The 22,950-nt window shown below is 55.0% G+C and carries 23 protein-coding genes; 15 read left to right on the top strand and 8 right to left on the bottom strand.

The features are described 5' to 3' along the window. The first annotated feature begins 39 nt into the window (after nucleotides 1-39). Nucleotides 40-357, top strand: a complete 318-nt coding sequence (locus MHH28_RS28795; RefSeq protein WP_405108179.1) for a pyrimidine/purine nucleoside phosphorylase — start codon at nucleotides 40-42, stop codon at nucleotides 355-357. Between the two features lie 106 nt (nucleotides 358-463). On the opposite strand, the gene MHH28_RS28800 is transcribed toward MHH28_RS28795, so the two are convergent. The 4 genes from MHH28_RS28800 to MHH28_RS28815 form a co-directional block, all read right to left on the bottom strand. Further along, entirely contained in the window at nucleotides 464-1,255 is a 792-nt protein-coding gene (locus MHH28_RS28800) for an ABC transporter permease (RefSeq protein ID WP_405108182.1), read from the bottom strand. A 9-nt stretch (nucleotides 1,256-1,264) separates the two neighbouring features. Next, nucleotides 1,265-2,095 carry an ABC transporter permease gene (locus MHH28_RS28805; RefSeq protein ID WP_405108184.1) on the bottom strand — a complete coding sequence of 277 codons (831 nt, stop codon included), beginning with the start codon at nucleotides 2,093-2,095 and terminating at the stop codon, nucleotides 1,265-1,267. A gap of 19 nt (nucleotides 2,096-2,114) precedes the next feature. Then, entirely contained in the window at nucleotides 2,115-2,930 is an 816-nt protein-coding gene (locus MHH28_RS28810; protein WP_405108187.1) for an ATP-binding cassette domain-containing protein, read from the bottom strand. A 389-nt stretch (nucleotides 2,931-3,319) separates the two neighbouring features. Then, the gene (locus MHH28_RS28815; protein WP_405108190.1) at nucleotides 3,320-4,225 is read right to left on the bottom strand and encodes an NAD(P)-dependent oxidoreductase; all 906 of its coding nucleotides are present in this window, start codon (nucleotides 4,223-4,225) and stop codon (nucleotides 3,320-3,322) included. A gap of 284 nt (nucleotides 4,226-4,509) precedes the next feature. Here MHH28_RS28815 and MHH28_RS28820 point away from each other — a divergent pair, with 284 nt between their 5' ends. The 3 genes from MHH28_RS28820 (at nucleotide 4,510) to MHH28_RS28830 (ending at nucleotide 7,209) form a co-directional block, all read left to right on the top strand. Next, nucleotides 4,510-5,865, top strand: a complete 1,356-nt coding sequence (locus MHH28_RS28820; protein WP_405108193.1) for a glucose-6-phosphate isomerase — start codon at nucleotides 4,510-4,512, stop codon at nucleotides 5,863-5,865. A 126-nt stretch (nucleotides 5,866-5,991) separates the two neighbouring features. Beyond that, nucleotides 5,992-6,624 carry a YigZ family protein gene (locus MHH28_RS28825; RefSeq protein ID WP_405117299.1) on the top strand — a complete coding sequence of 211 codons (633 nt, stop codon included), beginning with the start codon at nucleotides 5,992-5,994 and terminating at the stop codon, nucleotides 6,622-6,624. Between the two features lie 3 nt (nucleotides 6,625-6,627). Then, a complete protein-coding gene (locus tag MHH28_RS28830) occupies nucleotides 6,628-7,209 on the top strand; it encodes a TetR/AcrR family transcriptional regulator (protein ID WP_405108196.1) in 582 nt (193 codons plus the stop codon). A gap of 143 nt (nucleotides 7,210-7,352) precedes the next feature. Here the strand turns inward: MHH28_RS28830 and MHH28_RS28835 are convergent, their stop codons facing one another. Beyond that, complete coding sequence (locus MHH28_RS28835) at nucleotides 7,353-7,754, bottom strand: secondary thiamine-phosphate synthase enzyme YjbQ (protein WP_405117301.1); 402 nt, start codon at nucleotides 7,752-7,754, stop codon at nucleotides 7,353-7,355. Between the two features lie 194 nt (nucleotides 7,755-7,948). On the opposite strand from MHH28_RS28835, the gene cysT reads away from it, so the two are divergent. From cysT to MHH28_RS28870, 7 genes are all read left to right on the top strand, one after another. Beyond that, complete coding sequence (gene cysT / locus MHH28_RS28840) at nucleotides 7,949-8,764, top strand: sulfate ABC transporter permease subunit CysT (RefSeq protein WP_405108198.1); 816 nt, start codon at nucleotides 7,949-7,951, stop codon at nucleotides 8,762-8,764. Further along, entirely contained in the window at nucleotides 8,761-9,558 is a 798-nt protein-coding gene (locus MHH28_RS28845; RefSeq protein ID WP_405108201.1) for a sulfate ABC transporter permease subunit, read from the top strand. Before cysT ends, MHH28_RS28845 begins: the two co-directional genes overlap by 4 nt. Nucleotides 9,559-9,560: 2 nt before the next feature. Then, nucleotides 9,561-10,625, top strand: a complete 1,065-nt coding sequence (locus MHH28_RS28850) for a sulfate/molybdate ABC transporter ATP-binding protein (RefSeq protein ID WP_405108204.1) — start codon at nucleotides 9,561-9,563, stop codon at nucleotides 10,623-10,625. 30 nt (nucleotides 10,626-10,655) lie between these two features. Continuing rightward, nucleotides 10,656-11,729, top strand: a complete 1,074-nt coding sequence (locus MHH28_RS28855) for a sulfate ABC transporter substrate-binding protein (RefSeq protein WP_405108206.1) — start codon at nucleotides 10,656-10,658, stop codon at nucleotides 11,727-11,729. Between the two features lie 203 nt (nucleotides 11,730-11,932). After that, nucleotides 11,933-12,715 (top strand): MBL fold metallo-hydrolase, encoded by a 783-nt coding sequence (locus MHH28_RS28860; RefSeq protein WP_405108209.1) that lies wholly within the window; start codon nucleotides 11,933-11,935, stop codon nucleotides 12,713-12,715. Between the two features lie 89 nt (nucleotides 12,716-12,804). After that, a complete protein-coding gene (locus tag MHH28_RS28865; RefSeq protein WP_405108212.1) occupies nucleotides 12,805-13,152 on the top strand; it encodes a VOC family protein in 348 nt (115 codons plus the stop codon). 394 nt (nucleotides 13,153-13,546) lie between these two features. Then, nucleotides 13,547-15,310 carry an ABC transporter ATP-binding protein gene (locus MHH28_RS28870; RefSeq protein WP_405108215.1) on the top strand — a complete coding sequence of 588 codons (1,764 nt, stop codon included), beginning with the start codon at nucleotides 13,547-13,549 and terminating at the stop codon, nucleotides 15,308-15,310. A gap of 4 nt (nucleotides 15,311-15,314) precedes the next feature. Here the strand turns inward: MHH28_RS28870 and MHH28_RS28875 are convergent, their stop codons facing one another. Next, nucleotides 15,315-15,671: a hypothetical protein gene (locus MHH28_RS28875; RefSeq protein WP_405108217.1), complete on the bottom strand. Its 357-nt coding sequence runs from the start codon at nucleotides 15,669-15,671 to the stop codon at nucleotides 15,315-15,317. 106 nt (nucleotides 15,672-15,777) lie between these two features. Next, entirely contained in the window at nucleotides 15,778-16,590 is an 813-nt protein-coding gene (locus MHH28_RS28880) for a Cof-type HAD-IIB family hydrolase (RefSeq protein ID WP_405108220.1), read from the bottom strand. 388 nt (nucleotides 16,591-16,978) lie between these two features. Between MHH28_RS28880 and MHH28_RS28885 the strand changes: the two genes are divergently transcribed. Beyond that, on the top strand, nucleotides 16,979-17,689 hold the full coding sequence (locus tag MHH28_RS28885) for a metal-dependent hydrolase (protein ID WP_405108223.1): 711 nt from the start codon (nucleotides 16,979-16,981) through the stop codon (nucleotides 17,687-17,689). A gap of 90 nt (nucleotides 17,690-17,779) precedes the next feature. Here the strand turns inward: MHH28_RS28885 and MHH28_RS28890 are convergent, their stop codons facing one another. Next, on the bottom strand, nucleotides 17,780-18,784 hold the full coding sequence (locus tag MHH28_RS28890; RefSeq protein ID WP_405108226.1) for a lipoate--protein ligase: 1,005 nt from the start codon (nucleotides 18,782-18,784) through the stop codon (nucleotides 17,780-17,782). Nucleotides 18,785-19,526: 742 nt separating this feature from the next. On the opposite strand from MHH28_RS28890, the gene cobD reads away from it, so the two are divergent. The 3 genes from cobD (at nucleotide 19,527) to cbiB (ending at nucleotide 22,947) form a co-directional block, all read left to right on the top strand. After that, nucleotides 19,527-20,618 (top strand): threonine-phosphate decarboxylase CobD, encoded by a 1,092-nt coding sequence (gene cobD, locus MHH28_RS28895; RefSeq protein ID WP_405108229.1) that lies wholly within the window; start codon nucleotides 19,527-19,529, stop codon nucleotides 20,616-20,618. 249 nt (nucleotides 20,619-20,867) lie between these two features. Then, nucleotides 20,868-21,941, top strand: a complete 1,074-nt coding sequence (locus MHH28_RS28900) for an adenosylcobinamide amidohydrolase (protein ID WP_405108232.1) — start codon at nucleotides 20,868-20,870, stop codon at nucleotides 21,939-21,941. A 40-nt stretch (nucleotides 21,942-21,981) separates the two neighbouring features. After that, nucleotides 21,982-22,947 (top strand): adenosylcobinamide-phosphate synthase CbiB, encoded by a 966-nt coding sequence (gene cbiB / locus MHH28_RS28905; RefSeq protein ID WP_405108236.1) that lies wholly within the window; start codon nucleotides 21,982-21,984, stop codon nucleotides 22,945-22,947. Nucleotides 22,948-22,950 lie beyond the last annotated feature (3 nt).

Raw genomic sequence — 22,950 nt, forward strand, 5'->3', positions numbered from 1 at the left:
TATAAATTCTTATATTTGAACAAAGGGGAGAATAAGCAAATGAGTCAGTTCACCAATGCGACTATTCAAAAAGCAGCCAATATTTACTACGATGGAAAAGTGACCAGCCGTACAGTTACTCTGGAAGACGGCACTAAGGTGACACTCGGCATTATGCTGCCCGGCGTATACGAATTCGGCACAGATGGCCCCGAGACCATGGAGATTCTCTCCGGCAAGCTGAAGGTGCTGCTGCCCGGCACTGAGGTGTGGAACGACATTGACGGAGCGGAGACATTCCATGTTCCCGGCAACTCCAAATTTGCTCTGGAAGTATTCGCTTTAACTGATTATTGCTGTTCTTACCCGATTGTATAAAATAAAACGGTAGATACAAAAAGTACCCCTGAGGATTGAACATCCCGGGGTGCTTTTTGTGTTGTCAGCTTTCTTGTGAACCTGCAGAATGCGGAGTGACCGGGAGTCAGCTCCCGGTGCTCTTGTAATGCCTTACGCCGATGCGCCAGACCAGCAGGGAGAGTCCAAGGAATGCAGCTCCGGCAGGAAGGGAGAGGAAGCCAAGCCACTGGGGATAATCCCAGCCGCAGACGGTAGCCGCCGGGTAGAAGCTGATGAACAGCACCGGCAGTATGAAGCTGAACACAGATTTCAGGGCCCGCGGCATATAGGGCTCCGGGCAGCGGGTGATCTGGTAGCTGGCATTGGTCAGCAGATAAATCCAGTCCAGCCCTTTGATGGTGAAAAAAGCGAGTCCTGAGGTCAGCACGAATACTCCGCAGTACATCAGGCATCCTCCTGCCAGCCCCATTAACAGAATGCCGAGCCTGCCGGGTGTCAGCGGGACGCCGAGTTGTCCAAGCGCCCAGCCTGCTGCACAGATGCCAGTAACCGGCCGGATCAGCCGGTGCAGATGGAATCTGGAGGCGGCAACCTGGACGAACAGGGAACTGGGGCGGAGCAGCAGCCGGTCGAAATCGCCTGAGCGCAGCAGATGCCACGGGAAATAATCGAAGCCGCGGCATAGACTTTCGGCGAGTCCGAAGGAAGCCACAGCCAGTGAGTATACCAGAATGATATGGGCAACAGTCCATTCGCCGATGTTGCCAAAGCGGGAGAACAGCAGGACGGTGGCAATGGGATCTGATACCACAACGGTTAGTACCTGAATCAGCATCAGCCACCAGCCCTTATACTCCATGCCGGATAGCAGATGCATCCGCAGATATTTGAAATAGATTTTACCCTCAGCGATCATACGGTTGTCTCACCCTCCCTGGACGATAATGCTGTTCAGCCTGCGCTTCATGATGATCCGGCCCGCCGCAATGAAGATGATGGTCCAGAGGAGCTGCAAGCCTATGCCCGGCAAAGCGGCGGGAGGAGCCATCGTTCCTATATACAACTGCAACGGGATATCTGCGAACCCTCCAAACGGCTGAAGGTACAGGAAGGTCTGCATGAAATCAGGCCATAGCCGCAGGGGAAGATAGGTGCCTGACAGAATACCGCTCACTAATAAAAGCATATAGGTAGGCCCGTCACCCCAGGTGATGTTCAAGCGGATAGAGGTTACAAGCATGGCAAATGCCGAGCAAAGTACAAACGCCATGACCACTGAGAGAAGAAAACAGAATAGCGCGGATAGCGATGCCGGACTGCCCAGCGCATATCCGGCAGGCATCAGCAGACCGGCAGTCACGGTGGCCAGACCCCGAATCCAAGAGGTGCCGAGCTTGCCGGCCGAGCTTTTGACGAACCAGTGAGTGTAGAGGTTCATGGGCCGGCATAGCTCGATACCGACATCGCCGTTGTTGATTTTGCCCAAAATCTCGCTGTCGATGCTCAGGCTTTGCAGCACAAATAGACCCTGGGCCAGCCACACATAGGATATCGTCTGCGGAAGACTCAATCCGTTATTGTTCCATGAGCCGTTCTCGCTGTATGTATAGAACACGGTGAACAGCACACATTCCATAAGCGCCCAGAACACGCCGACCATCGTGCCTGATATTGCGGAAATGCGGTATTGCAGCCCTTCGGCCATTCGGATCCGGAAGAGGGAACCGCAGGCCCTGAATGTATTTCTGAAATTCATCTTGCACCTCCTGCTGGGCTTAATTCAAAGCCAAATCGTTGTACATGGCGGCAATCATCGCATCTGTGTTAACCTTCATCACGACCTCAGGCGCATATTTTTTCTGTAGACCGGCGAGTTTTCCGTCATAGAGCAGCTGGCCGTGCCCGATCACCATAACCCGCTCACATAAGGCCTCGATATCGTCCATGTCGTGCGTGGTCAGCAGCATCGTAACCCCGTACTTACGGTTCTCTTCCTTCAAAAAATTGCGCAGCGCCAGCTTGGATACCGCATCAAGTCCGATGGTCGGCTCATCCAAAAACAGAATTTTCGGCCGGTGCAGCAGCGACGCCACCAGCTCACAGCGCATCCGCTGCCCCAGTGAAAGCTGTCTCACCGGTGTCCTTAACAGCGCTTCCACACCAAGAGTTGCCGTTAATTCCGATAGTCTAATTCTGTAGTCTCCAGGGGGAATCGCATAAATATCCTTCAGTACATCAAAAGAATCCGCCACCGGAACATCCCACCACAGCTGTGAACGCTGGCCGAAGACAACGCCGATCCTAGACACATGCTCTACGCGGTGCTTCCAGGGAACCTTGCCCAGGATGGTACATTCTCCGCTGTCCGGAGTCAGAATACCGCTCATCACCTTAACGGAGGTCGATTTACCGGCACCGTTAGGGCCGATATAACCTACCAGTTCACCTTCTTCAATGTCAAAACCGATACCGCCGAGTGCCTCCACCTGTGTTACATTCCGCATAAAGGCTCCTTTCAGCAGCCCCCATTTTCCTTCGGGCCGTTTATACACCTTGAAGCTTTTGCGGATATCTCTGAGTCTGATTTGCATTCCAGTCGCCTCCTTCGTGCAGAAGATCATACCATTATGGGTGAAGAGGCGGACAGCAGTGCAGAGTGTCTCCTTAATCCTTGGCTGCCAGCCCGGAGGGGGGAATCATTTATTTTCTCCGTTTTCCATAAAAATGCTTGTTATGTTGACATTTCTGTGCTATATTACTTTTATAGTTAACGCAAGGAAACTGGATGTTTTTTTGTATACGTACCTCAAATACAACCTTTAACGTACCGGTGATGACAATCGCCGGTATTTTTGCGTTATCATTCCCCATTCCCCAATCTCCAATTAAGGCGGACTTGCGCACAAGAAAAAGAGCGCAGCCGATATTACCCGGCTGCGCTCTGCTTCTGCATTCTTTTATGTTCAGTTTCAAAGGGGTTCTACTCCGTGTCCGCTGGACCGCCGCCGATCTTGCGGCCGATCCAGTCCTCGTAGGATTTCACCACGGCGGACAGGTCCTCGTCGCCGTAGCCGTGGTTGAAGCCTGCCTGGAACATGCTCTTGGCTACGCCGAGCATAGGGGAAGGCACGCCTGTGGAGTCACTGAGCGAGGACGCCAGCTTGAGATCCTTAAGCATCAGGGCCAGGGAGAACTGGTTGCTGAAATCATTATCGATGATCTTCTGGCCCTTCAGCTCGGCCTGCTTGCTGCCGGCTGATCCGTTCTTCACCAGCTCCAGGAACTTGTCGGCGGGCACCCCGGATTTCACAGCGATGGAGAAGCCCTCGGCGAGTGCGACATTGTGAATGCCGACCATGGCATTGTGAGCCAGCTTGGCTACAGCGCCGCTGCCGTTAGCGCCCATATGCAGCAGCAGCCGGCCCATGGAGTCGAAGAGATCGCGGTGCTTCTCAATCAGCTCGGCATGTCCGCCGACCATGAAGACCAGTGTGCCGTCGATGGCTGCCGGCTTGCTGCCAGTTACAGGGGCATCCAGGAAGCTGCCGCCCCGTGCTTCTACTTCAGTAGCGATCTCTTGTGCAAGGCCGGGAGAGATGGTGCTGGAATCAATCACCGTTGTGCCCGGCTGAAGGGTGGCGAGAATGCCCTGGTCACCGTAGAAGACTTCACGGATCGAATCATCGTTGCTGATCATGGTGATAATAACATCCTTGCCTTCCGCAGCCGCCTGCGGAGTAGCGGCGGTCTTCGCGCCTTCCTGTTCCAGAGGTTTGCATTTCTCTGCTGTGCGGTTGTACACCGTAACCTCGAAGCCGCTGCGCAGCAGGTTCGACGCCATAGGCGCTCCCATCGTACCGAGTCCGATAAAGCCGATCTGTTTCATGTCATTTCCACCTTTGCTCTCTTGAGATCATATTCTCTTCCGGGATCATATTTATAGAAACCAAGTTTGTCTTTCATTCTATCAGAAGGCACTGGGATCTTCCACAGAACAGGATTCCGGTTCTGCACAGTAACCGTTTCCATGAAACTTTTGCAGAGAGGGCCCCTTAGCCGGGGATATGCCTTAAGACCTTGCCAGTCAAGGCAAATTAAAGTATTCTAGATTATAATGTTGCAACACACGGTGTCAAATCTAAAGAGATAAACAGGAGGCTACCATTACCGATGTCCAAGAAGATTAATTTTGACTACACCAAAGCCCTTTCCTTCTTCAGCCAGACCGAGATTGACTACTTCGCCGCTCCGGTGAAGCTGGCCCACGAACAGCTGCATAACAAGAGCGGAGCCGGCTCCGATTACCTGGGCTGGATTGATCTCCCTACAGCGTATGACAAGGAAGAATTCGCCCGTATTCAGCAGGCTGCCAAGAAGATTCAGAGTGATTCCGAAGTGCTGATCGTGATCGGCATCGGCGGTTCCTATCTGGGTGCACGCGCCGCCATTGAGGCGCTTTCGCATTCCTTCTACAATAACTTGTCCGCAGACAAGCGCAAGACTCCTGAGGTTTATTTTGCAGGAAATAACATCAGCTCTACCTACATCACGCATCTGCTTGATCTGGTAGAAGGCAAAGACTTCTCCGTGAACGTAATCTCCAAATCCGGTACAACTACAGAGCCGGCGATTGCCTTCCGTATCTTCCGCGCAGCACTGGAGAAGAAATACGGCAAGGAAGAAGCACGCAAACGGATCTACGCCACAACAGACAAGGAGAAGGGCGCACTAAAGAAGCTGGCTAATGAAGAAGGCTATGAGTCGTTCATTATTCCTGATGATGTAGGCGGACGTTATTCCGTACTGACACCGGTAGGCCTTCTGCCTATCGCTGTAGCGGGAATTAACATTGAAGAAATGATGCAGGGGGCCGCAGCCGCAGCCGATGAATTCAACAATCCCGATGTGGCTACGAACCAAAGCTATCAATATGCTGCAGTACGTAATGCGCTCTACCGCAAAGGCAAAACGACAGAAATCCTCGTGAACTACGAGCCTTCCCTGCACTTTGTCTCTGAATGGTGGAAGCAGCTGTACGGCGAAAGTGAAGGCAAGGACTTCAAGGGAATCTATCCGTCCTCGGTAGACTTCTCAACAGATCTGCACTCCATGGGCCAGTTCATTCAGGAGGGTAACCGCAACATCTTCGAGACGGTTATTCAAGTGGAGAAGGTACAGCACCATGTAACGATCGAGAATGATCCGGATGATCTGGACGGCCTCAACTTCCTGACCGGCCAGACGATGGACTTCGTGAACAAGAAGGCGTTCCAGGGAACCATGCTGGCGCATACGGACGGACAGGTGCCGAACCTGATCGTTACCATTCCTGACCAGACTCCTTATACCTTCGGCTATCTGGTGTACTTCTTCGAGAAGGCCTGCGGCATCAGCGGATACCTGTTGGGTGTGAATCCGTTCGACCAGCCGGGTGTTGAAGCCTACAAGAAGAACATGTTCGCACTGCTGGGCAAACCAGGCTACGAGAAAGAAAAGGCAGAGCTGGAAGCCAGACTGACTGAATAGTAAGACTCTAACTGCAGATCATTCATACTACAAGCAAGTCATAGGGAGCAGTCCATAGGTAACCACTACCAGGGCTGCTCCTGATATATATCAAGTTATCACATGAAGATTAAGGAATGGACAATAATGCTGGAACAATACCGTACGGTACGTACTCCCGGCTCGCGGGAGGTCGTAATCCGTAAGTCACGTTTCATCGGGCATGTCATGCCGGTGGAGAACGAGGAAGAAGCTGTGCAATTTATCGATTCGATCAAGAAGCAGCACTGGAATGCGACGCATAACTGCTCTGCTTATATGATCGGGGAGAGGGATGAGATCCAGAGACAGTCGGATGACGGGGAACCGAGTGGAACGGCCGGGAAACCGATTTTGGAAGTAATCCGCAGCCAACAGGTGAAGAATGTCGCTATTGTAGTTACCCGTTATTTCGGAGGCATTATGCTGGGTGCAGGCGGGCTGATCCGGGCGTATACCGATGGCGCTGTACTGGCGCTTGAGGCCGGAGAGGTTATTACACGTGTGCTTAGACGGGAGGTATTCGTAGAAATCGGGTACACTTGGCTGGGCAAGGTGGAGAACGCTCTGCGGAGCAGGAATATCCAGACCGGAGAGACTTTGTTTACGGATAAAGTTACGCTGCTGTGTCTTCCGCGCAATGATGAAGGTGACGCATTTATCGCATGGATAACCGATCTTACGGAGGGGCAATCCCTCGTTACGGAAGGGCGGCGGCTTTACTACAGCGAAGGGGAATAGATTATGGCAAGAAGAGCAGTGGAACAGGAGTTGTCGAGAGAAAGAATTCTGGAGGCGGCGAGGCATCTTTTCATCACCAAAGGGTACCGTGCCATTTCGATGCGCAGCATTGGTCAGCACCTGGGTTACAGCCACGGCTCCCTGTATTACCATTTCAAAGAGAAGGCCGAACTCTTCTACGCCATTGTAGTGGAGGATTTCAATCATGTGGCTTCGCTGCTGAATGAAGCGATGAACACTCCGCCTGAAGAGGGAATGACCAGGGTGGAGCAGCTGATTATGGAGTTCATCCGGTTCGGGCTGGACCATCCGTATCAATATGAGATCATGTTCATGATCCGCGACGAAGAGCTGCTGGCTTATTGCCGGGCAGAGCAGGGCCGATGTTTCGAATTATTTGCAAGCATTGTCCGCCGTCATATGAAGGAAGAGGGATATGTATCGGAGGATTGGCAGAAAGTGCCGCTGACCTTATTCTTATCTGCCCACGGATTTATTTCGTATTATATTCAGGATAAAGTGTTGTTCGAAGATGTGAAGCAAGCTGCCCTGACGCATGTCAAGGTATTAAGCCGCAGTTTATAAGAGCTGTTTTTTTTAACAGCTCGCACTTTAGAGCGTTGCATTGGTATAACTTTGCTTGGTGAAAGTGTTACAGGAACTATATATTTTAAAGGGAGCAGCTTCGCGGTACATGCGCAGCTGCTCTTCTACAAGGGCAGGCGGTGCTATCCTTCCATGATTTTGAGGTGGCACTGGCGTTGCCTCGGACCATCGAACTCACAGAAATAGATACCCTGCCACCGGCCCAGCAGAATGGCCCCTTCATGAATAATGAGGGTCTGGGAAGGACCGGCCGTAATGGATTTCAAGTGCGAAGCTGTATTGCCCTCGGCATGGCGGTATTTGGGATGCTCCCAGGGATAGACCTCATCCAGACGCATCAATACATCACGCTTCACATCAGGATCGGCGTTCTCGTTGATCGCAATCCCTGCGGTGGTGTGCGGGCAATAGACAATCAGCAGTCCGTTAAGTACTCCGCTATTCTTCACATAAGCCTGAACCTCACGGGTAATATCCCGCATTTCATCCCGTTTGCTGGTGGTGATCTCCATAGTATGCGGCATCATGAATAGCCCCTCTCTGATTTGGATGTAACGAGTGCTACTTATACTTTAACCCAAAACTTAACAAAGTAATTGACGGCAGCAAGCGGTATTTGGTAAAGTAGGAATAACTTTAAACCAAGTATATTAATAGGAATAATCAAACCTTAAAGTCGAGTATACCGACCGGTTATCCGGAGGTGGGAGGTTGACCATTGAATTCGCTGATCAGGCACAAGGGCTGGACCTGGGGATTTAGATCAACAGTTGTGCTGTATTTCGTTATTCTGATTGTGCTGCCGATCCTTGGGGTCTATTACAATTCATTCTCATCAGGGCTAGGAAGCTTCACTGAAAGTGTGAGTGATCCGATTGCCTGGAAGTCGGTTCTACTAACACTTAAGCTGGCGGTTATTGCAGCTCTTACCAATGTGCTGCTGGGTACGATGATCGCCTGGGTCCTTATCCGCTATAAGTTCCGGGGCAGAGCGCTGCTGAACAGCCTTGTCGATCTCCCGTTTGCTCTGCCTACTGCGGTCGGGGGACTGATGATTCTGCTGCTGCTGGGTCCGGGCAGCCTGATCGGGGGGCTTGCGGAATCTCTGGGGTTCACGATTGTTTTTCACCAGCCTGCGATTGTGATTGCCATGGTCTTCGTTACCTTCCCCTTCGTCATCCGCGCGGTGCAGCCGCTGCTGGAGGAGCTGGATGCTTCGGAAGAAGAGGCAGCCTATACGATGGGAGCGAAGCCGGGCCGGGTCTTCCTTCAAGTCATTCTTCCGTCTATGGCGCCTGGCATGATCGGCGGCGGGATGCTGGCTTTCTCGCGGGCGCTCGCTGAATTCGGTGCGGTTGTTCTCGTGGCGGGCAATATTCCGGGACGTACGCTGGTGTCTTCCGTTTTTATTTTTGGAGAGGTCGAAAGTGACAATCCGGCGGGAGCCGCCGCAGTGTCGGTCATTCTGCTGACCTTATCCTTCCTGATTCTCTGGCTGATCAGCCTTATGCAGATGCGGGGGCGAAGATCATGAGAAGATTGTGGATCGGGCTGACCTATCTCGTGTTCTTCGTGCTGATTGCTGCTCCCCTTGGCAGGATGACAATTGGGGCCTTCAGCGAAGGCTGGAGCGGCTTCTGGAATGCTCTGACCCGGCCGGAGGCGGTGCATGCGCTGCTGATGACCGGATACGTTGTGGTCGTTGTGACGCTGCTGAATACGCTGTTTGGCATCATGACAGCCCTGTATCTGGTGCGGGCGAACTGGCTGGGGCGGCGTCTGAAAAGCCTGCTGAACAGTATCGTGGATCTGCCTTATGCGGTATCGCCGGTGATCGGCGGGCTGATGATCGTATTGCTGCTGGGGCCGGACAGTGCGCTGGGTGCCTTATTTGAGCAAATCGGAGTGAAGATTGTATATGCTTTTCCGGGCATGGTGATTGCTACTCTGTTCGTGACGTTCCCGCTGATGGTGCGCGAGGTGATGCCGGTGCTGCAGGAGATCGGGTCCCAGCAGGAAGAGGCTGCGTCCACACTCGGCGCTTATGGCTGGACGACCTTCTGGAAGGTGACCTGGCCGTCCATCCGCTGGGCGGTAATCTACGGAGTAATCCTGACAGTTGCCCGTTCGCTGGGTGAATTCGGTGCGGTGCTGGTCGTCTCAGGCAATATTATGAACCGGACCCAGACGGCGACCACACTGGTGTATCAGGATGTCGAGAATTTCAATGTTACGGCTGCGGGCGGGCTAGCGCTGGTGCTGGCCGCATTCTCCGCAGGGCTGCTTCTGCTTATGGAATGGAGCAAGAGAAGAAAGGGAGGGCACTGATTATGCATGTAGAGGTGCGGGGACTCGATAAGCATTTTGGCGATTTTCATGCGGTGAAGGATGTTCATTTCGGCATTACCAAAGGCCATCTGATCGGGCTGCTCGGCCCAAGCGGCGGCGGCAAAACCTCCATCCTGCGGATGCTGGCGGGACTGGAAGCGCCGGACAGCGGCGAGATTATTTTCCACGGCAGGGCGGTGAACCATCTTCCCCCGCAGGAGCGCGAGATCGGCTTCGTCTTCCAGAACTATGCGTTGTTCAAGCATATGACAGTGTTCGAGAATATCGCCTTCGGACTGAAGGTCAAGAAGGTGAACAAATCTGCAATCCGTGAGCGTGTGACCGAGCTGGTGGAGCTTACCGGACTGAAGGGCTTCGAGAACCGGTATCCGCATCAGCTGTCCGGGGGGCAGCGCCAGCGGGTGGCTTTTGCCCGGGCGCTGGCACCTGAGCCGCAGCTGCTGCTGCTGGATGAACCGTTCGCCGCGATTGATGCAAAGATCCGCCAGGAGCTGCGTTCCTGGCTGCGGGAGCTGATCGAACGTGTCGGAATTACCTCGATCTTCGTCACCCACGACCAGGATGAGGCGATTGAAGTGGCGGATGAGATTATGATCATTAACCAGGGACGGCTGGAGCAGAAGGGGACACCCTGGGATATCTATAAGGAGCCGAAGACACCGTTCGTGGCGACCTTCATCGGGGAATCCACGCTGATTGAGAGTGCTTCCGAGCTGAAGGGCTTCGAGGGAGCGGGCGGCGGTAAGCCGACCAAGGCGCTGATCCGTCCGGAATATATTGAGGTGGGCCATCTGCATGAATTCAAAATAGCTTCGGCCACGGAGCAGGGGGTTGTGAAGCATCTGCATTTCCGCGGCAGTGAATGGCTGGTGGAGGTGGAGATCAATGGACATAAGCTGGTCACCTACCGCTCTCTGGAGAAAGAAACGCTGTCTCCAGGCCAGGAAATATCTGTACTGGTACACCGCGCCTACCTGTTCAATGAGGAACGTAGCTGGATTCAGGAGAATGGGCTGAAGAAAGATCCGATGCCTGTATTTATCTAAAAAATAAATGATGTGGGATGTGTCGCCGGTATGAGGCTTATCAGAAGGAGCAGACCACTGCACGGATGGCTGACGGTCTTAATGCTGGCGGTGTTCGCCCTTACCGCAGCCGGATGCGTGAATAAGCAGCAGGCTGCGGGAGAAGCAGGCGGACCGCCGCAGGGAGATCTAACGCTTGTGGTAGGTGCCTACAGCGTGGTGAAGGATGCCATGGGCGAAATTCTCCCCATGTTCGCGGAGAAATGGAAGACGGACACCGGTCAGACTATCGTATTTCAGCAGTCCTATGAGGCTTCCGGGACCCAGGCCCGGGCGATTGCCGGCGGTTTCGAGGCGGATGTCACGCTGTTGGCGATGGAAGGCGATATCGGGAAGCTGGTCAAGGCGGGCCTTGTTGAGAAGGACTGGAAGAAGCGCGGCGGTGAGGCAGGGATGGTGACGCGGTCGGTTGTGGCCCTGGGAATGCGGGAAGGCAATCCGAAGGGAATTCATGATTTTGCCGATCTGGCGAAGCCGGGGGTGAAGGTGCTCTACCCTAATCCGAAGACCTCCGGCGGTGCCCAGTGGGACATCAACGCCATCTATGGGGCAGGTCTGAAGCGTTCTGAGGAGCAGGAGGGGGCGAAGGACCCTGCGGCTGCCAAGGGCTTCCTGGAGAGCATACACGCCAATGTCGAATCTCTGGATAAAAGCGGGCGGGCCTCCATGGCTGCCTTCGAGTACGGCGTAGGCGATGTCATCGTCACTTATGAGAATGAGCTGCTGGCGCGGATTGCGGAGGGCGTGAAGTATGAGGTGGTCATCCCCCGGAATACGATCCTGATCGAGAATCCCGCTGCGGTGGTGGACAAATATGTAGATGAGCGCGGTACCCGTAAGGCAGCAGAAGCACTGGTGGATTATCTGACTACGCCGGAGGCGCAGGAGGTCTTCGCCAAGTTCGGCTTCCGTCCTGTGAATCAGCAGGTCTATGCGGAGCATGAGCGCGAGTATCCGGTTCCTGCCGGGCTGTTCGACATCAGCTATCTTGGCGGCTGGGAAGAAGTCCGCACCACGTTATACTCCAAGCGGGGCATCTGGTATCAGGTGCTGGCCGGAATCTAGGCGGCTAGATCAAGCGGAGTGCGGGTAGATGACACCTGTCAGGTGTGCAGTACGAAGGATAATGAGAGCTGTTCTGCGGCCGGATTCAGGCTGAAGGACGGCTCTTTGCTTGTCTTACGGCGCCGGGGTGCAAAGGACCGGCTGCTGTTCTATAATGAACTGACGGATACACGAGAGAAAAGACGATGAGGGAGAGCAGGCATATGGATACATTAGTGTTCCTCGGAACTGGGGATGCCATGGGGGTACCCCGGGTCTACTGTGATTGTGAGACCTGCACGGAAGCCAGAACTACCGGGCGCAATAACCGCCTGCGTTCTTCTGTGCTTATAGATAACGGAGCCGGATTCCTGGCGATTGACTGCGGACCGGACTGGCGGCGGCAGATGGAGCTGCAGGGGCACCGCAGCATGGAGCGCCTGCTGGTGACGCATGCGCATTTCGACCATATCGGCGGGCTGCCGGAATGGGCGGACAGCTGCCGCTGGATGGGTTTCCGGGGCGAGCTGTATGCTCCGGCGGAGGTTATTCCCGTGATCCAGCGGCAATACCCGTGGCTCACCGCACATATCGACATGATTCCCTGCGATGACGGCATCACTCTGGATGGCTGGCAGGTTACAACGTGGCGGGTCAACCATGGCAAGAATGGCTATTCCTACGCCTACAGGCTGGAGAAGGGGGAGTATGTCTGGGTGTACTGCCCGGATTCGATCTCCCTGAGCGCGGAGGAGACCAGACGTATGCATGGAGCGGACCTGCTGGTGCTGGGAACCAGCTTTTATTACGAGTCAGCAGAATTGTCCACCCGCTCCGTGTACGATATGACCGAAGCCGCCGACCTGCTGGAGACCGTTCAGCCGCGCCGTGCAGTCTACACGCATATGTCACATGACATCAATCTGGAGCAGGATTATATTCTGCCCGAGAAGGTTACGCTTGCCGTAACGGGGATGAGGCTTCCGCTGTACCGGGAGGAGATCTGAGCAGCATAGTAGTGCGGGACCTGTGTGTGTCACTTAGGATGTGTGCAATTTGAAGCAGTGAGTTGGATTCCTGAGAGGAGCTGGTTGTAATGATCAAAGGTTTCGGAGGCGTTTTCTGGAGAACCAGAAATCTTGAAGCGGTGAAGAAATGGTACAGTGAGGCGCTGAAGCTTGAAATCGACAGTTGGAACGGGACTGTAATCAGACCCGGGTCAGGCAATGAGACCATCTTGTCCTTCTTCACTGAGCAGGACTCTTATTTCCCGGCAGAGCAACAGGTGATGTTGAATTTCCAGGTCCATGATCTGGACGAGGTTATCAAGCATCTGGAGCAGATAGGCGTACCGCTTGCCAAGAACAAAGAGAGTAGCGAATTCGGACAATTTGTTTGGATTACAGATCCTGACGGGCGGCTGGTTGAGCTTTGGGAGAAATAAAGCCGGTCCGTCACCATGACAGAAGTTTATACTCCTTGTCATCCGACGATTCACGCACAGCCATATCGATTTGAAATACGCTCCTCATAGAGTAGACAGGTTTGATTACTGCTGCTGTATGGGGAGTTTTTATTATGCTTTTCAGCCCCAAGACCGACATAGGAATCCGCCCTCCGCCGCTGTGTCCCTTGCCTGGGGTCTAGTAAACTAGAGCCATCGGAGCCGCAGAGAGGGAGTCCACGACGGGGCCGGCTTCCAGTTTTATGAATATGATGCGTATATTTCTTTATTTTCAAATAGGGAAGGAGGTACTATACTATAACGATCTGCCAGTCGGTTAGAGGAATAAATTGCTAATGCTGCGGGTGCGGAATTCTAAAGAGGAGCTGGTGATGTGAAGAAGAAAGGTGCTTTTGCCAGATTAAGTACATACATGCTTAGACATAAGCTGATTTATGCCGTATTGCTCTTGGTAACGTTATTCAGTATTGTACTCGATCTTACGATGGCCTGGTTCCTTGCCCGGATTACGGATGCGGCTGTCCGGCTGGATGTGGAGGCATTCAAGGGACTTGCCTGGTTCGGGATTCTATTCTTAGTGGTCGCGGGATTTAATACCTTCGTCAGCGTGTATCTCAAGACCAATATATCGGCCAAAATCAGAAATGAACTGCGCCAGGACATGATGGGACATACGCTGGCCTTGCCGCAGTCTTATTTCGACCGCAATCATTCCGGTGATTTGTTGTCCCGGTTCACGAATGACAATCAGTCGGTGGGGGAAGCCTGCGGGCAGGTGATGCTGGATCTGCTGCGCAACCCGCTGCTGGCTATCGCCTCCTTTGCTTATCTGCTCTATATTAACTGGTTGCTGGCGCTGATCTGCCTGTCCGTCGGGCCGCTGCTGTTCCTGACCGGTAAAATCTTCGGCAATGCGATGCGCATCAACAGTGTGCGGGTGCAGGAAAGAATGAGCCGGACGACGGCTTTTCTGAACGATATCCTGGGCAGCAGCATGGTGTTCAAAGCCTTCTCGATGGAGCGCAGGCTGCAGAAGCAATATGCGGGCTACAGTGAAGACATTGCTTCAGGGGAGAAAAAGAAAGCGAGAATCGAAGGAGCAACCGGAGCAATCTCCTCCTTGCTGGGGAATCTGACCTTCCTGCTGGCTCTGGTGATTGCCGGATGGTTCGTGGCGAATGGAAGACTTGAGGTCGGGGCGATGATCGCCTTCATTCAGTTGATGAATTATCTGGTTGGGCCGTTCTCGTCCCTGCCGGGCCTGGTCGCTTCCATGCAGCAGTCGCTGGGTGCGGCAGAGCGGATCTTCGAGGTGATGGATGCTCCTGCCGAGGTTGCAGTGTTGCCTGAGATCCGGGCGGATCTGCCGGGGTTCGGGGAGCTTCGGCTCGCAGAGGTGTCATTTGGTTATCCGGGCAGTGAGAAGCAGAGCCTGAACCAGGTCAGTCTGGAGCTAACGCGCGGACAGCAAATGGCCGTGGTAGGGCCGAGCGGCGGCGGGAAATCCACCCTGTTCAAGCTGCTGCTTGGGTTCTATCAGCCGGGTGCGGGTGAGGTTGCGATCAACGGCCGCCCAATTAGCGGAATACCGCTTGCCGAGCTGCGCAGCTATTTCGCCTATGTGCCTCAGGAGTCGGGCCTGTATTCCGGCAGCATCCGGGACAATATTGAGAGCGGCAAGCCCGGTGCGTCAGACGAAGAGATTGTCGAGGCGCTGCGGCAGGCGAATGCGTATGAGTTCGTGACGGAGCTGCCGGAAGGCATACATACGGATATCGGCGAGCATGGCTCCCGGTTGTCCGGCGGGCAGAGACAGCGTCTGTCCATTGCCCGGGCAATGCTGAAGAATGCGCCGATTCTGCTGCTGGATGAAGCTACGGCGGCCCTCGACAATGAGTCGGAGCGAATGGTCCAGCAGGCCATCCGTAAGCTCATGAAGGATAAGACTACACTTGTGATCGCCCACCGGCTCTCCACGATCCAGAATGCCGATGTCATCCTGGTGATGGAGAACGGGGAGATTGTTGAGCGGGGCGGGCATGAGGAGCTGCTCGCGGCAGAAGGACGGTACTCGGATCTGTATCATTCCCAGCTGGAGCAGGAGGCGGAGGAGGAATTGTTAACCCCTATAGCCTAGCCTGCTAGAGAGTGTCTATTGCCTGGATGACCAGTCCCAGTGCCTTGAGTCTTCTTGCCAAAAGCGTCCGCTGTGGACTGCCAGCCTTAGACTTGGCGTAACTGGATTCTACGGATGGGGTTAACCCGAGCAGAACATGGCGGGCTTCTGCCAGCTCGGCAGGGGGATAAGAGAGCGGCTTCTGATTCCAGACGTTCTCCAGCACAGCTAACCCGATGTGCATGGCATTCAAGCGTTTCTGAACCAGAGTCGTATTGGAGCCGCTGTGCGTCATCTGGGTTAAGGCGCTCTCAAGCTTACGGATGGTCGATTGCATAGAAGCTATGGATTGCAGTTGTTCCTCATTTGATATCTCTTCCATGAAGGATCTTCCTTTCTTCCCGAGTTATACAATTATAAATGGGTGGCGCACCGCAGTTCAATGGTTGAATGAACTGCGGGCTGCCACCCTTTTGTGTAAGGATCACTTATACTTCTTGGCCTGCGTTAAGAATGAATTTATCAATGGCGTACTTCACGCCGTCCTCATTGTTGCTGAGGGTAACGAAATCGGCAATTTCCTTAAGCGCAGGAATGGCATTCGCCATCGCCACACCAAGACCCGCAGCTTCAAGCATCTCATGATCGTTCCAGGAATCGCCGACAGCCATCGTCTCGGACAGCTCGCAGCCAAAGTGTGCGGCCAGGAATTCCAGCGCCAGCCCCTTGGTGCCTTCATGATGCATAATCTCCAGGAAATGCGGCTTGGACTTCGTAATATGAACCGAATCGCCGAGCAGGCTGCGCAGGATCGGGGACAGCTCATCGAGGAAATCGGGATCGTCGATAATGAGCATTTTTGGTGTTTTTTGCGGGACCAGCTTGGCTTCCCAGTCCGGCTCGATATAGTACTGTGTTCCGTTCAGAGTCGAGTAGTCAATCAGCTTCTGGTTCTCTTCCCGGGCGTACAGCTTGTCGTCAATGTAAGTCTGGAGGTGCAGATCATGCTCTACACAATACTGGAAAAGCTTGCGCACCGCGTCCTGCGGCACATAACGCTCATAGAGTACCTCTTCATCGAGCAGGTTCTTCACCAGCGCCCCCTGATAAGTGATGATCGGCACATTCAGTCCGGTCTGACGGGCAATCGCCTGGGCGGAAGCATAAGCGCGTCCGGTAGCGAGGGTGACTACCACGCCTGCGGCTACAGCCTGCTCCAGCGCAGTTTGCGTGGCTGGCGTGACTTCCTTATCGTCATTAATCAGGGTGTCGTCAATATCAATGGCAATCAATTTGTACATGTGGGTTCTCTCCTAAGGGTAGGTTGTAGTCCGGCTGTCCGCTGAAGCTTCTATAGGAAGGGTGACGGAAGCACGGCTCTCTGTCTGTAGCAATGGAACGGAATAACGTTATGTCTGGTAAAAGGGTCCGAGGATTCCGGCTCTGCCCTCCGCCTGTGTCCCGGAGGCACGGTGGAGCGGTTGAGTTGTCCAAATTGTATCCTAAATCGGGTGGCACGACAAGCCGGAGCTGCGCTGTTTCCAGCAGGAGACCAATGGGCTTGGCCCGGCCGGCGATTATAGTCTGGACAAAAAAGGAAAGCCTTGGTATACTTCGGTAACCGCACACCTGTTCTTATTTCGAGGCATCCAGAATCATTATACTCTCATCTGAAGGAGCGGATTCACCATGATGGGCAAATCCCATTTAGTTATCAGCACCGGGGTTACCCTGTCCGCCATGAGCTTGCTGGGGCATGCGATCACCCTTCCGGCTGTCGCCGTTGCCGTGGTCAGCTCGCTGCTGCCCGATATCGACGAGCCGAATTCCATGCTGGTACGCAAGGCCGTGCCGGAGTTTTTGCTGCGTATCCTGCAGGTCGCGCTGATCGGAGCAGGCATTTATCTTTATTTTGCCGGGATAGCGGAGCCGCCCTGGAATATCGCACTGGCGCTGCTGGTCGGCAGCGTATCCTTCCTGCCAAGCCGCAGGCTGCGGCATCTGGTGATGCTGCTGATTGCGCTGGGCTTGTTCGCTTTTGCCGATGCCTATGATCCATGGAACTATATCGCCGCCTGTATCCTGGTCGTAGCCTCGGTAGTTCCGCACAGGGGAATCACACATACGCTGTATGCCGTTGCCGGATGGGGTGCGCTGCTGTACTTCGTCTCCCTTGACATGAATGACGGCGGCAGTCTGTGGATTGCCGGAAGCCTGTCCTACGGGCTGCATCTGCTCGCTGATTCCCTGACCCAGCGCGGGATCACCCCGCTGCCGCCCATTCCGCTGAAGCTGCGGCTGAAGCTGATGAGCACCGGCACGAAGAAGGGCCATGCGGTGGAGAAGGTATGCGTGATGCTTACGCTGGCGCTGGTTGTGTATGCGTTTGTGCTTGTATAGCAACAACACCCAATAACCCTCAAGCACACCAAGACAAAGAACCCCACTAGCTCTGCGCAGGATGCGGCAGGTTAGCGGGGTTCTTTTAAGCTATTCCTCCAGAAACACGAGTCCGATGAAGTCCTCCGGCTCAATGCGGCCGAAGTAATGCTTCAGATCGAGATCAGCCAGCGCCTGACGGACCTCGGCTTCCTCATATCGCTTGCCGCGCAGCGCGTTCTCCACATCTGCCACATCGCCTACACCGAAGAAGTCCCCGTAGATTTTGATCTCCCGGATGACCGAATCTTCAATATCCATGCGGATATCCACGAGGCCTGCCGGGAATTTGCGGGTGTGTTTGACATTGCTTTTCGGCGAGAGACCGTAGTTCCAGTCCCAGTTCTGGTAATGTTCCTTGGAGATTTCATTGATCCGCACCCAGTCGTCCATGGTCAGCTTGTACTGCGGCACCTCAGCGGCCTCCATCCCGAAGATCGAGCGCAGCAGACCCTCACGGAATTGTTCGATCGTCAGATCGGGATTGCCCAGCAGCTCCTTAATATTGGCGACCCGGCTGCGGACGGACTTGGTGCTCTTCGATTTGAACTTCTCGGGATTCACGTTCAGGGAAGCCTGGACATCATCCAGATTCAGATCGAACATCAGGGTGCCGTGGCTGAACATGCGTCCGCGTGTGGAGAACTGGGCGTTGCCGGAGATTTTCTGCTCCCCGACCTGAAGATCATTGCGTCCGCTCAGCTCGGCGTTCACACCCATAGACTGCAGATAGTCGATGACCGGCTGCGTGAATTTGAGGAAATTATGGAAGGACTGGCCGTCATCCTTGGTAATGAAGCTGAAGTTGAGATTGCCGAGATCATGATACACCGCGCCGCCGCCGGACAACCGCCGTACGACCTGGATGTTATGCTCCTTCACGTACTCCTGGTTGATCTCCTCGATCGTATTCTGGTGCTTGCCGATAATGATCGACGGGCTGTTGATATAGAAGAGCAGGTAGCTCTCGTCCATCGGCAGGTTTTTGAGCGCAAATTCCTCAATGGCCAGATTGATCGATGCGTCTGTAATTCCGGTATTATCGATAAAAAGCATTCGTGATTCCTCCGCGTGACCATAGTAAACTGCTGTACTTATTCTAAACTAAAAGAGAGATTTCTACAAAAGCGACGGGAATGGCGGGTGGAGGGGTGGGTGGAAGCTGAAGGGTCGGTGGGGGAGGGAGTAGAGTAGATAGGTGGCGGGAGAAGGAGTAGAGTAAATAATTAGTGGGAGAGGGAGTAGAGTAGATAAGTTGGCGGGAGAGATTAAGCAGATGAGGTGCGTAAAGCAGCCAGCAGTTAGTTAGCGGTTAGATGTATTTCATACAATTATAAAATGGAGAATTCTCCGTCCGGGCGGCTTAACTGCATTTTGTACAATAGTTGGGCAGGGAATGGCTGGTTTTTGCAAAAAGGCGGTTTTTAGCTGCAAAAATGCAATTAAAACGCCTGAATGGTTAATTTCGCTCACTTTAGTTGTACAGAGTGCAGTTAGGGATTACGCGTAGGGCAGTTGCAGCAGGGTTTGAGGGATAATCTTGTTGATTATCGGCCTCCAGCAGGGAAGCGGGCGATATAGCATTGACGGATTTCCTGCAATCGGCCAATAATTGGGAGAACGGCGATAGAGCTGTTGGTTAGTGAAGTTAGTTAGTGAGACTTATATTGAAGTCAAGTACATGACATAGCATTGATAGATTATGAATAGTGTGGACAGGGAGGATATGTATGATGGGGAAATATGGACAGGGAGGATATAAGTATGCTTGAAAAATATGGACACGGAGGATATACATATGCTTGAAAAATACGGTCACGGCGGTGATCTGCTGACCGCTGCCGAGCTATATGGGGAGAGCAGCGCCGGGTTCCTGGACTTCAGCGCCAATATTAACCCGCTGGGTCCGCCGCCGGGTGTGCTGGCACTGCTGCGGGATGCGGTCTCTGCAATCACCGCCTACCCCGATCCGGGGCACCGCAGGCTGAAGGCACTGCTGGCGGAGGACCTGGGCCTCGGCACGGAGTGGATTACCGTGGCGAACGGGGCGGCAGAGTCGATGGCGCTGCTGCTGCTGGCGGTAGCGCCGCGCCGGGTGGGCATCGTCGAGCCGTGCTTCTCCGAGTACCGCCAGCTCGCGGAGCAGTTCGGCGCGGAGGTCTTGTCTGTTCAGGGGACAGCCAAAGAGGACTACCGGGCGTCCCTGGACGCTATATCCGGCCTGCTGGAGCAGGTCGATCTGCTGTTCCTCGGCCAGCCGAACAACCCGAACGGCGTCCAGTATCCGCTGGACGCGCTGCGGCAGCTCGCGCAGCAGGCGGAGGCCTGCGGGACGGTGCTTGCGGTGGATGAAGCGTTCATCGACTTCATCCCCGAGGCGGACCGGCAATCCCTGCTGCCGGAGCTTGGGGCTTACCGTCATACGGTGCTGGTGCGCTCGATGACGAAGTTCTTTGCCATTCCGGGGCTGCGGCTGGGCTTCACCGCCGCGCATCCGGCGCTTGCCGCGGCCATGACCGGCAAGCAGGTGACCTGGAGCGTGAACGGCCTGGCGCTGCTGGCCGGGGAAGCCTGCCTGCGCTGCGGCGAGGGCTACGGGCAGGAGACGCGCGCGCTGATCGCAGCCGAGCGGCAGCGGCTGCGGGAGGGCCTGCTTAAGCTCGGCTGCGGCGTGCCGCCAGGCGAAGCGAACTTCCTGCTGCTGCGGCTGCCCGCTCCGTGGAGCGCGCAGGAGATGCAGCAGCGGCTGGGTGCGGGCGGCATCCTCGTCCGCAGCTGCGCGATGTACCCCGGGCTTGAGCCGGGGCATATCCGCGTCGCGGTCAAGGGCCGCGCGGACAATGACCGTCTGCTGCGGCAGATGGGGGAGCTGCTTCGGGCGGGGCTATAAGGGGAAGAAGGTAGCCGGGTTCAAACGGAAGTGTAAGCTCGATTCTCTCGCGGATTGACTTCTTATGTAAGCAAGAGAATGCAAACCACTAAAAAAACATTCTGTGGAACTTATACAGCATAGAAAAGTGTACACGGCTAGAATTAGGCGAATACAGAAGGCGGGAACAGCACGAGCTTGGCTTAAGCAGCGTTGGCGTCAAGGAATGGAACTAGAAACAGAGTTACTGGGTGAAGGAGACGATGCAAAATGGAAGTAATACAAGTGAAGCTGCCTTTTAATCTTGCCGGTGGAGTGAAGGCATACCGCAGTAAGGTGTGGCCCGGGCTGGTGTTGGAATGGCGGGAAGGCCATTTGCTGCTTGAGCTGCCGTCCGAAGCGGATAGTATATCAAGTGCGGTATATGGCGGAGGAGCGGGGCGCTTACAACGGGCGGTGAACCAATACGTCAGCCGGGACTATGAATGCAGCAATCCGGTAGAGGATATGAAGAATAAGCTGCTGGAATGGGGCTATCCGCTGGAGGGCTGCGCCGGGCTGATGACGGCGGTCCCGCTGGAACACGCTGCCGTAGCTGAAGAAGATATAGGCTCAGCGGGGATTGTCTGCTGCGTAACCGCAGCAGCAGGCAACGCTGCCCGGGCCGGGTCAGAGCGCAGCGTGCTGGCGGCCTACCGTCCGGGGACGATCAACATCATGCTCGGCATCAACGGCTGGCTGTCCCAGTCAGCTATGGTCAACGCTGTCATGACGGCAACAGAAGCGAAGGCGGCGGCGCTGGCGGATCTTGGTGTCATGGATGCCGAGAATGGTCTCATTGCCACCGGGACGACTACGGATGCTATTGTGCTTGCGGTGAGCGGAAGCCGCGGTTACGCTGCGGAGCATGTGTATGCCGGGACGGCGACCGACCTCGGCGGAGCCATCGGCAGACTGGTGTACAGCGCGGTGACGGAGAGCCTGCGTTCAGTGAAGGCAGCGCAATCCGCGAGCAGAGCACGCGCGGAAGAATCACAGGCTGCACACGGAGTACAAGTGGAAGGATCGCAGGTTGCGGACGGAGTACAAGCGGAAGGATCGCAGGCTGCGGACGGAGTAGAAGCGGAAGGCTCACAGGTTGCGCACGGAGTACAAGCGGAAGAATCGCAGGCTGCGGACGGAGTAGAAGCGGAAGGCTCACAGGCTGCGCACGGAGTAGAAGCGGAAGGATCACAGGCTGCACGCGGAGTACAAGTGGAAGAATCGCAGGCTGCGCTCGGAGTACACGCGGAAGCGCCACAGCCTGTTCAGCCCCGTATCTCTAAGAACGGCGGCCGGGAATGACGAACACGGACTGCTATACACAGCGGCGGGGTGAACCAAGTTGAAGCTTGCAATCATCCTGCTCTCTGCCTATATTGTTGACCGGGTGATCGGCGATCCGCGCAACCTGCCCCATCCGGTTATTTACATCGGGATGGCAATTACTGCGGTTGAGCGGCTGATCCGCCGCTTCGCCGGCACCCGTCATGCCCTGAAGCGGGTGGGGATTCTCCTGCCGCTGGTGGTGGCGGGCGGTGCATGGGGATTGACTGCGCTGCTTGTCATGCTGCTCGCCCGCCTGTCTCCCTGGCTGGCTGGGATTGCCGAGATATGGCTGATCTCGACTACCATCGCCTCCAAAGGACTGAAGGACGCAGGCATGGCCGTATACGCCGAGCTGCGTAAGGGAGATATCCCCGCCGCCCGCCGGGCGCTGGGGATGATTGTCGGCCGGGATACAGCTCACCTCGACAGCCCGGAGATTGTGCGCGGCACGGTCGAGACGGTGGCGGAGAATATCGTCGATGCGATCATCTCGCCGCTGTTCTTCGCCCTGCTGGGCGGAGCGCCGCTGGCCATGGCCTACCGGGCGGTGAACACGCTGGATTCCATGGTCGGCTACAAGAACGATAAATACCGCGACCTCGGCTGGGCATCGGCCCGCCTGGATGATGTCGCCAACTACATACCGGCGCGGATGACCGCGCTGCTCTTAACCTTATGTGCTGCACTTCTGCGGCTGGACTGGCGGAGATGCTGGCGCACGGTGCGCCGGGATGCCCGCCTGCATCCCAGCCCGAACAGCGGTTACCCGGAATCTGCAGTGGCCGGAGCACTAGGCATCCGGCTCGGCGGGGAGAATGTGTACCATGGAGTCACTTCCTTCCGCGCTTACATGGGTGATCCGCTGCGGACGATGGAGCCGGGTGATATTATCGTAACCTCGCGGTTGATGATGTGGGCTTCGGCTATATTTGTCTGCATCTGTGCAGCTGTTTCCCTGCTCTGGCACGGGATGGGGGGCTGAGCG

It is taken from the genome of Paenibacillus sp. FSL K6-1217, assembly GCF_045040735.1.
Lineage (GTDB): Bacteria > Bacillota > Bacilli > Paenibacillales > Paenibacillaceae > Paenibacillus_AQ.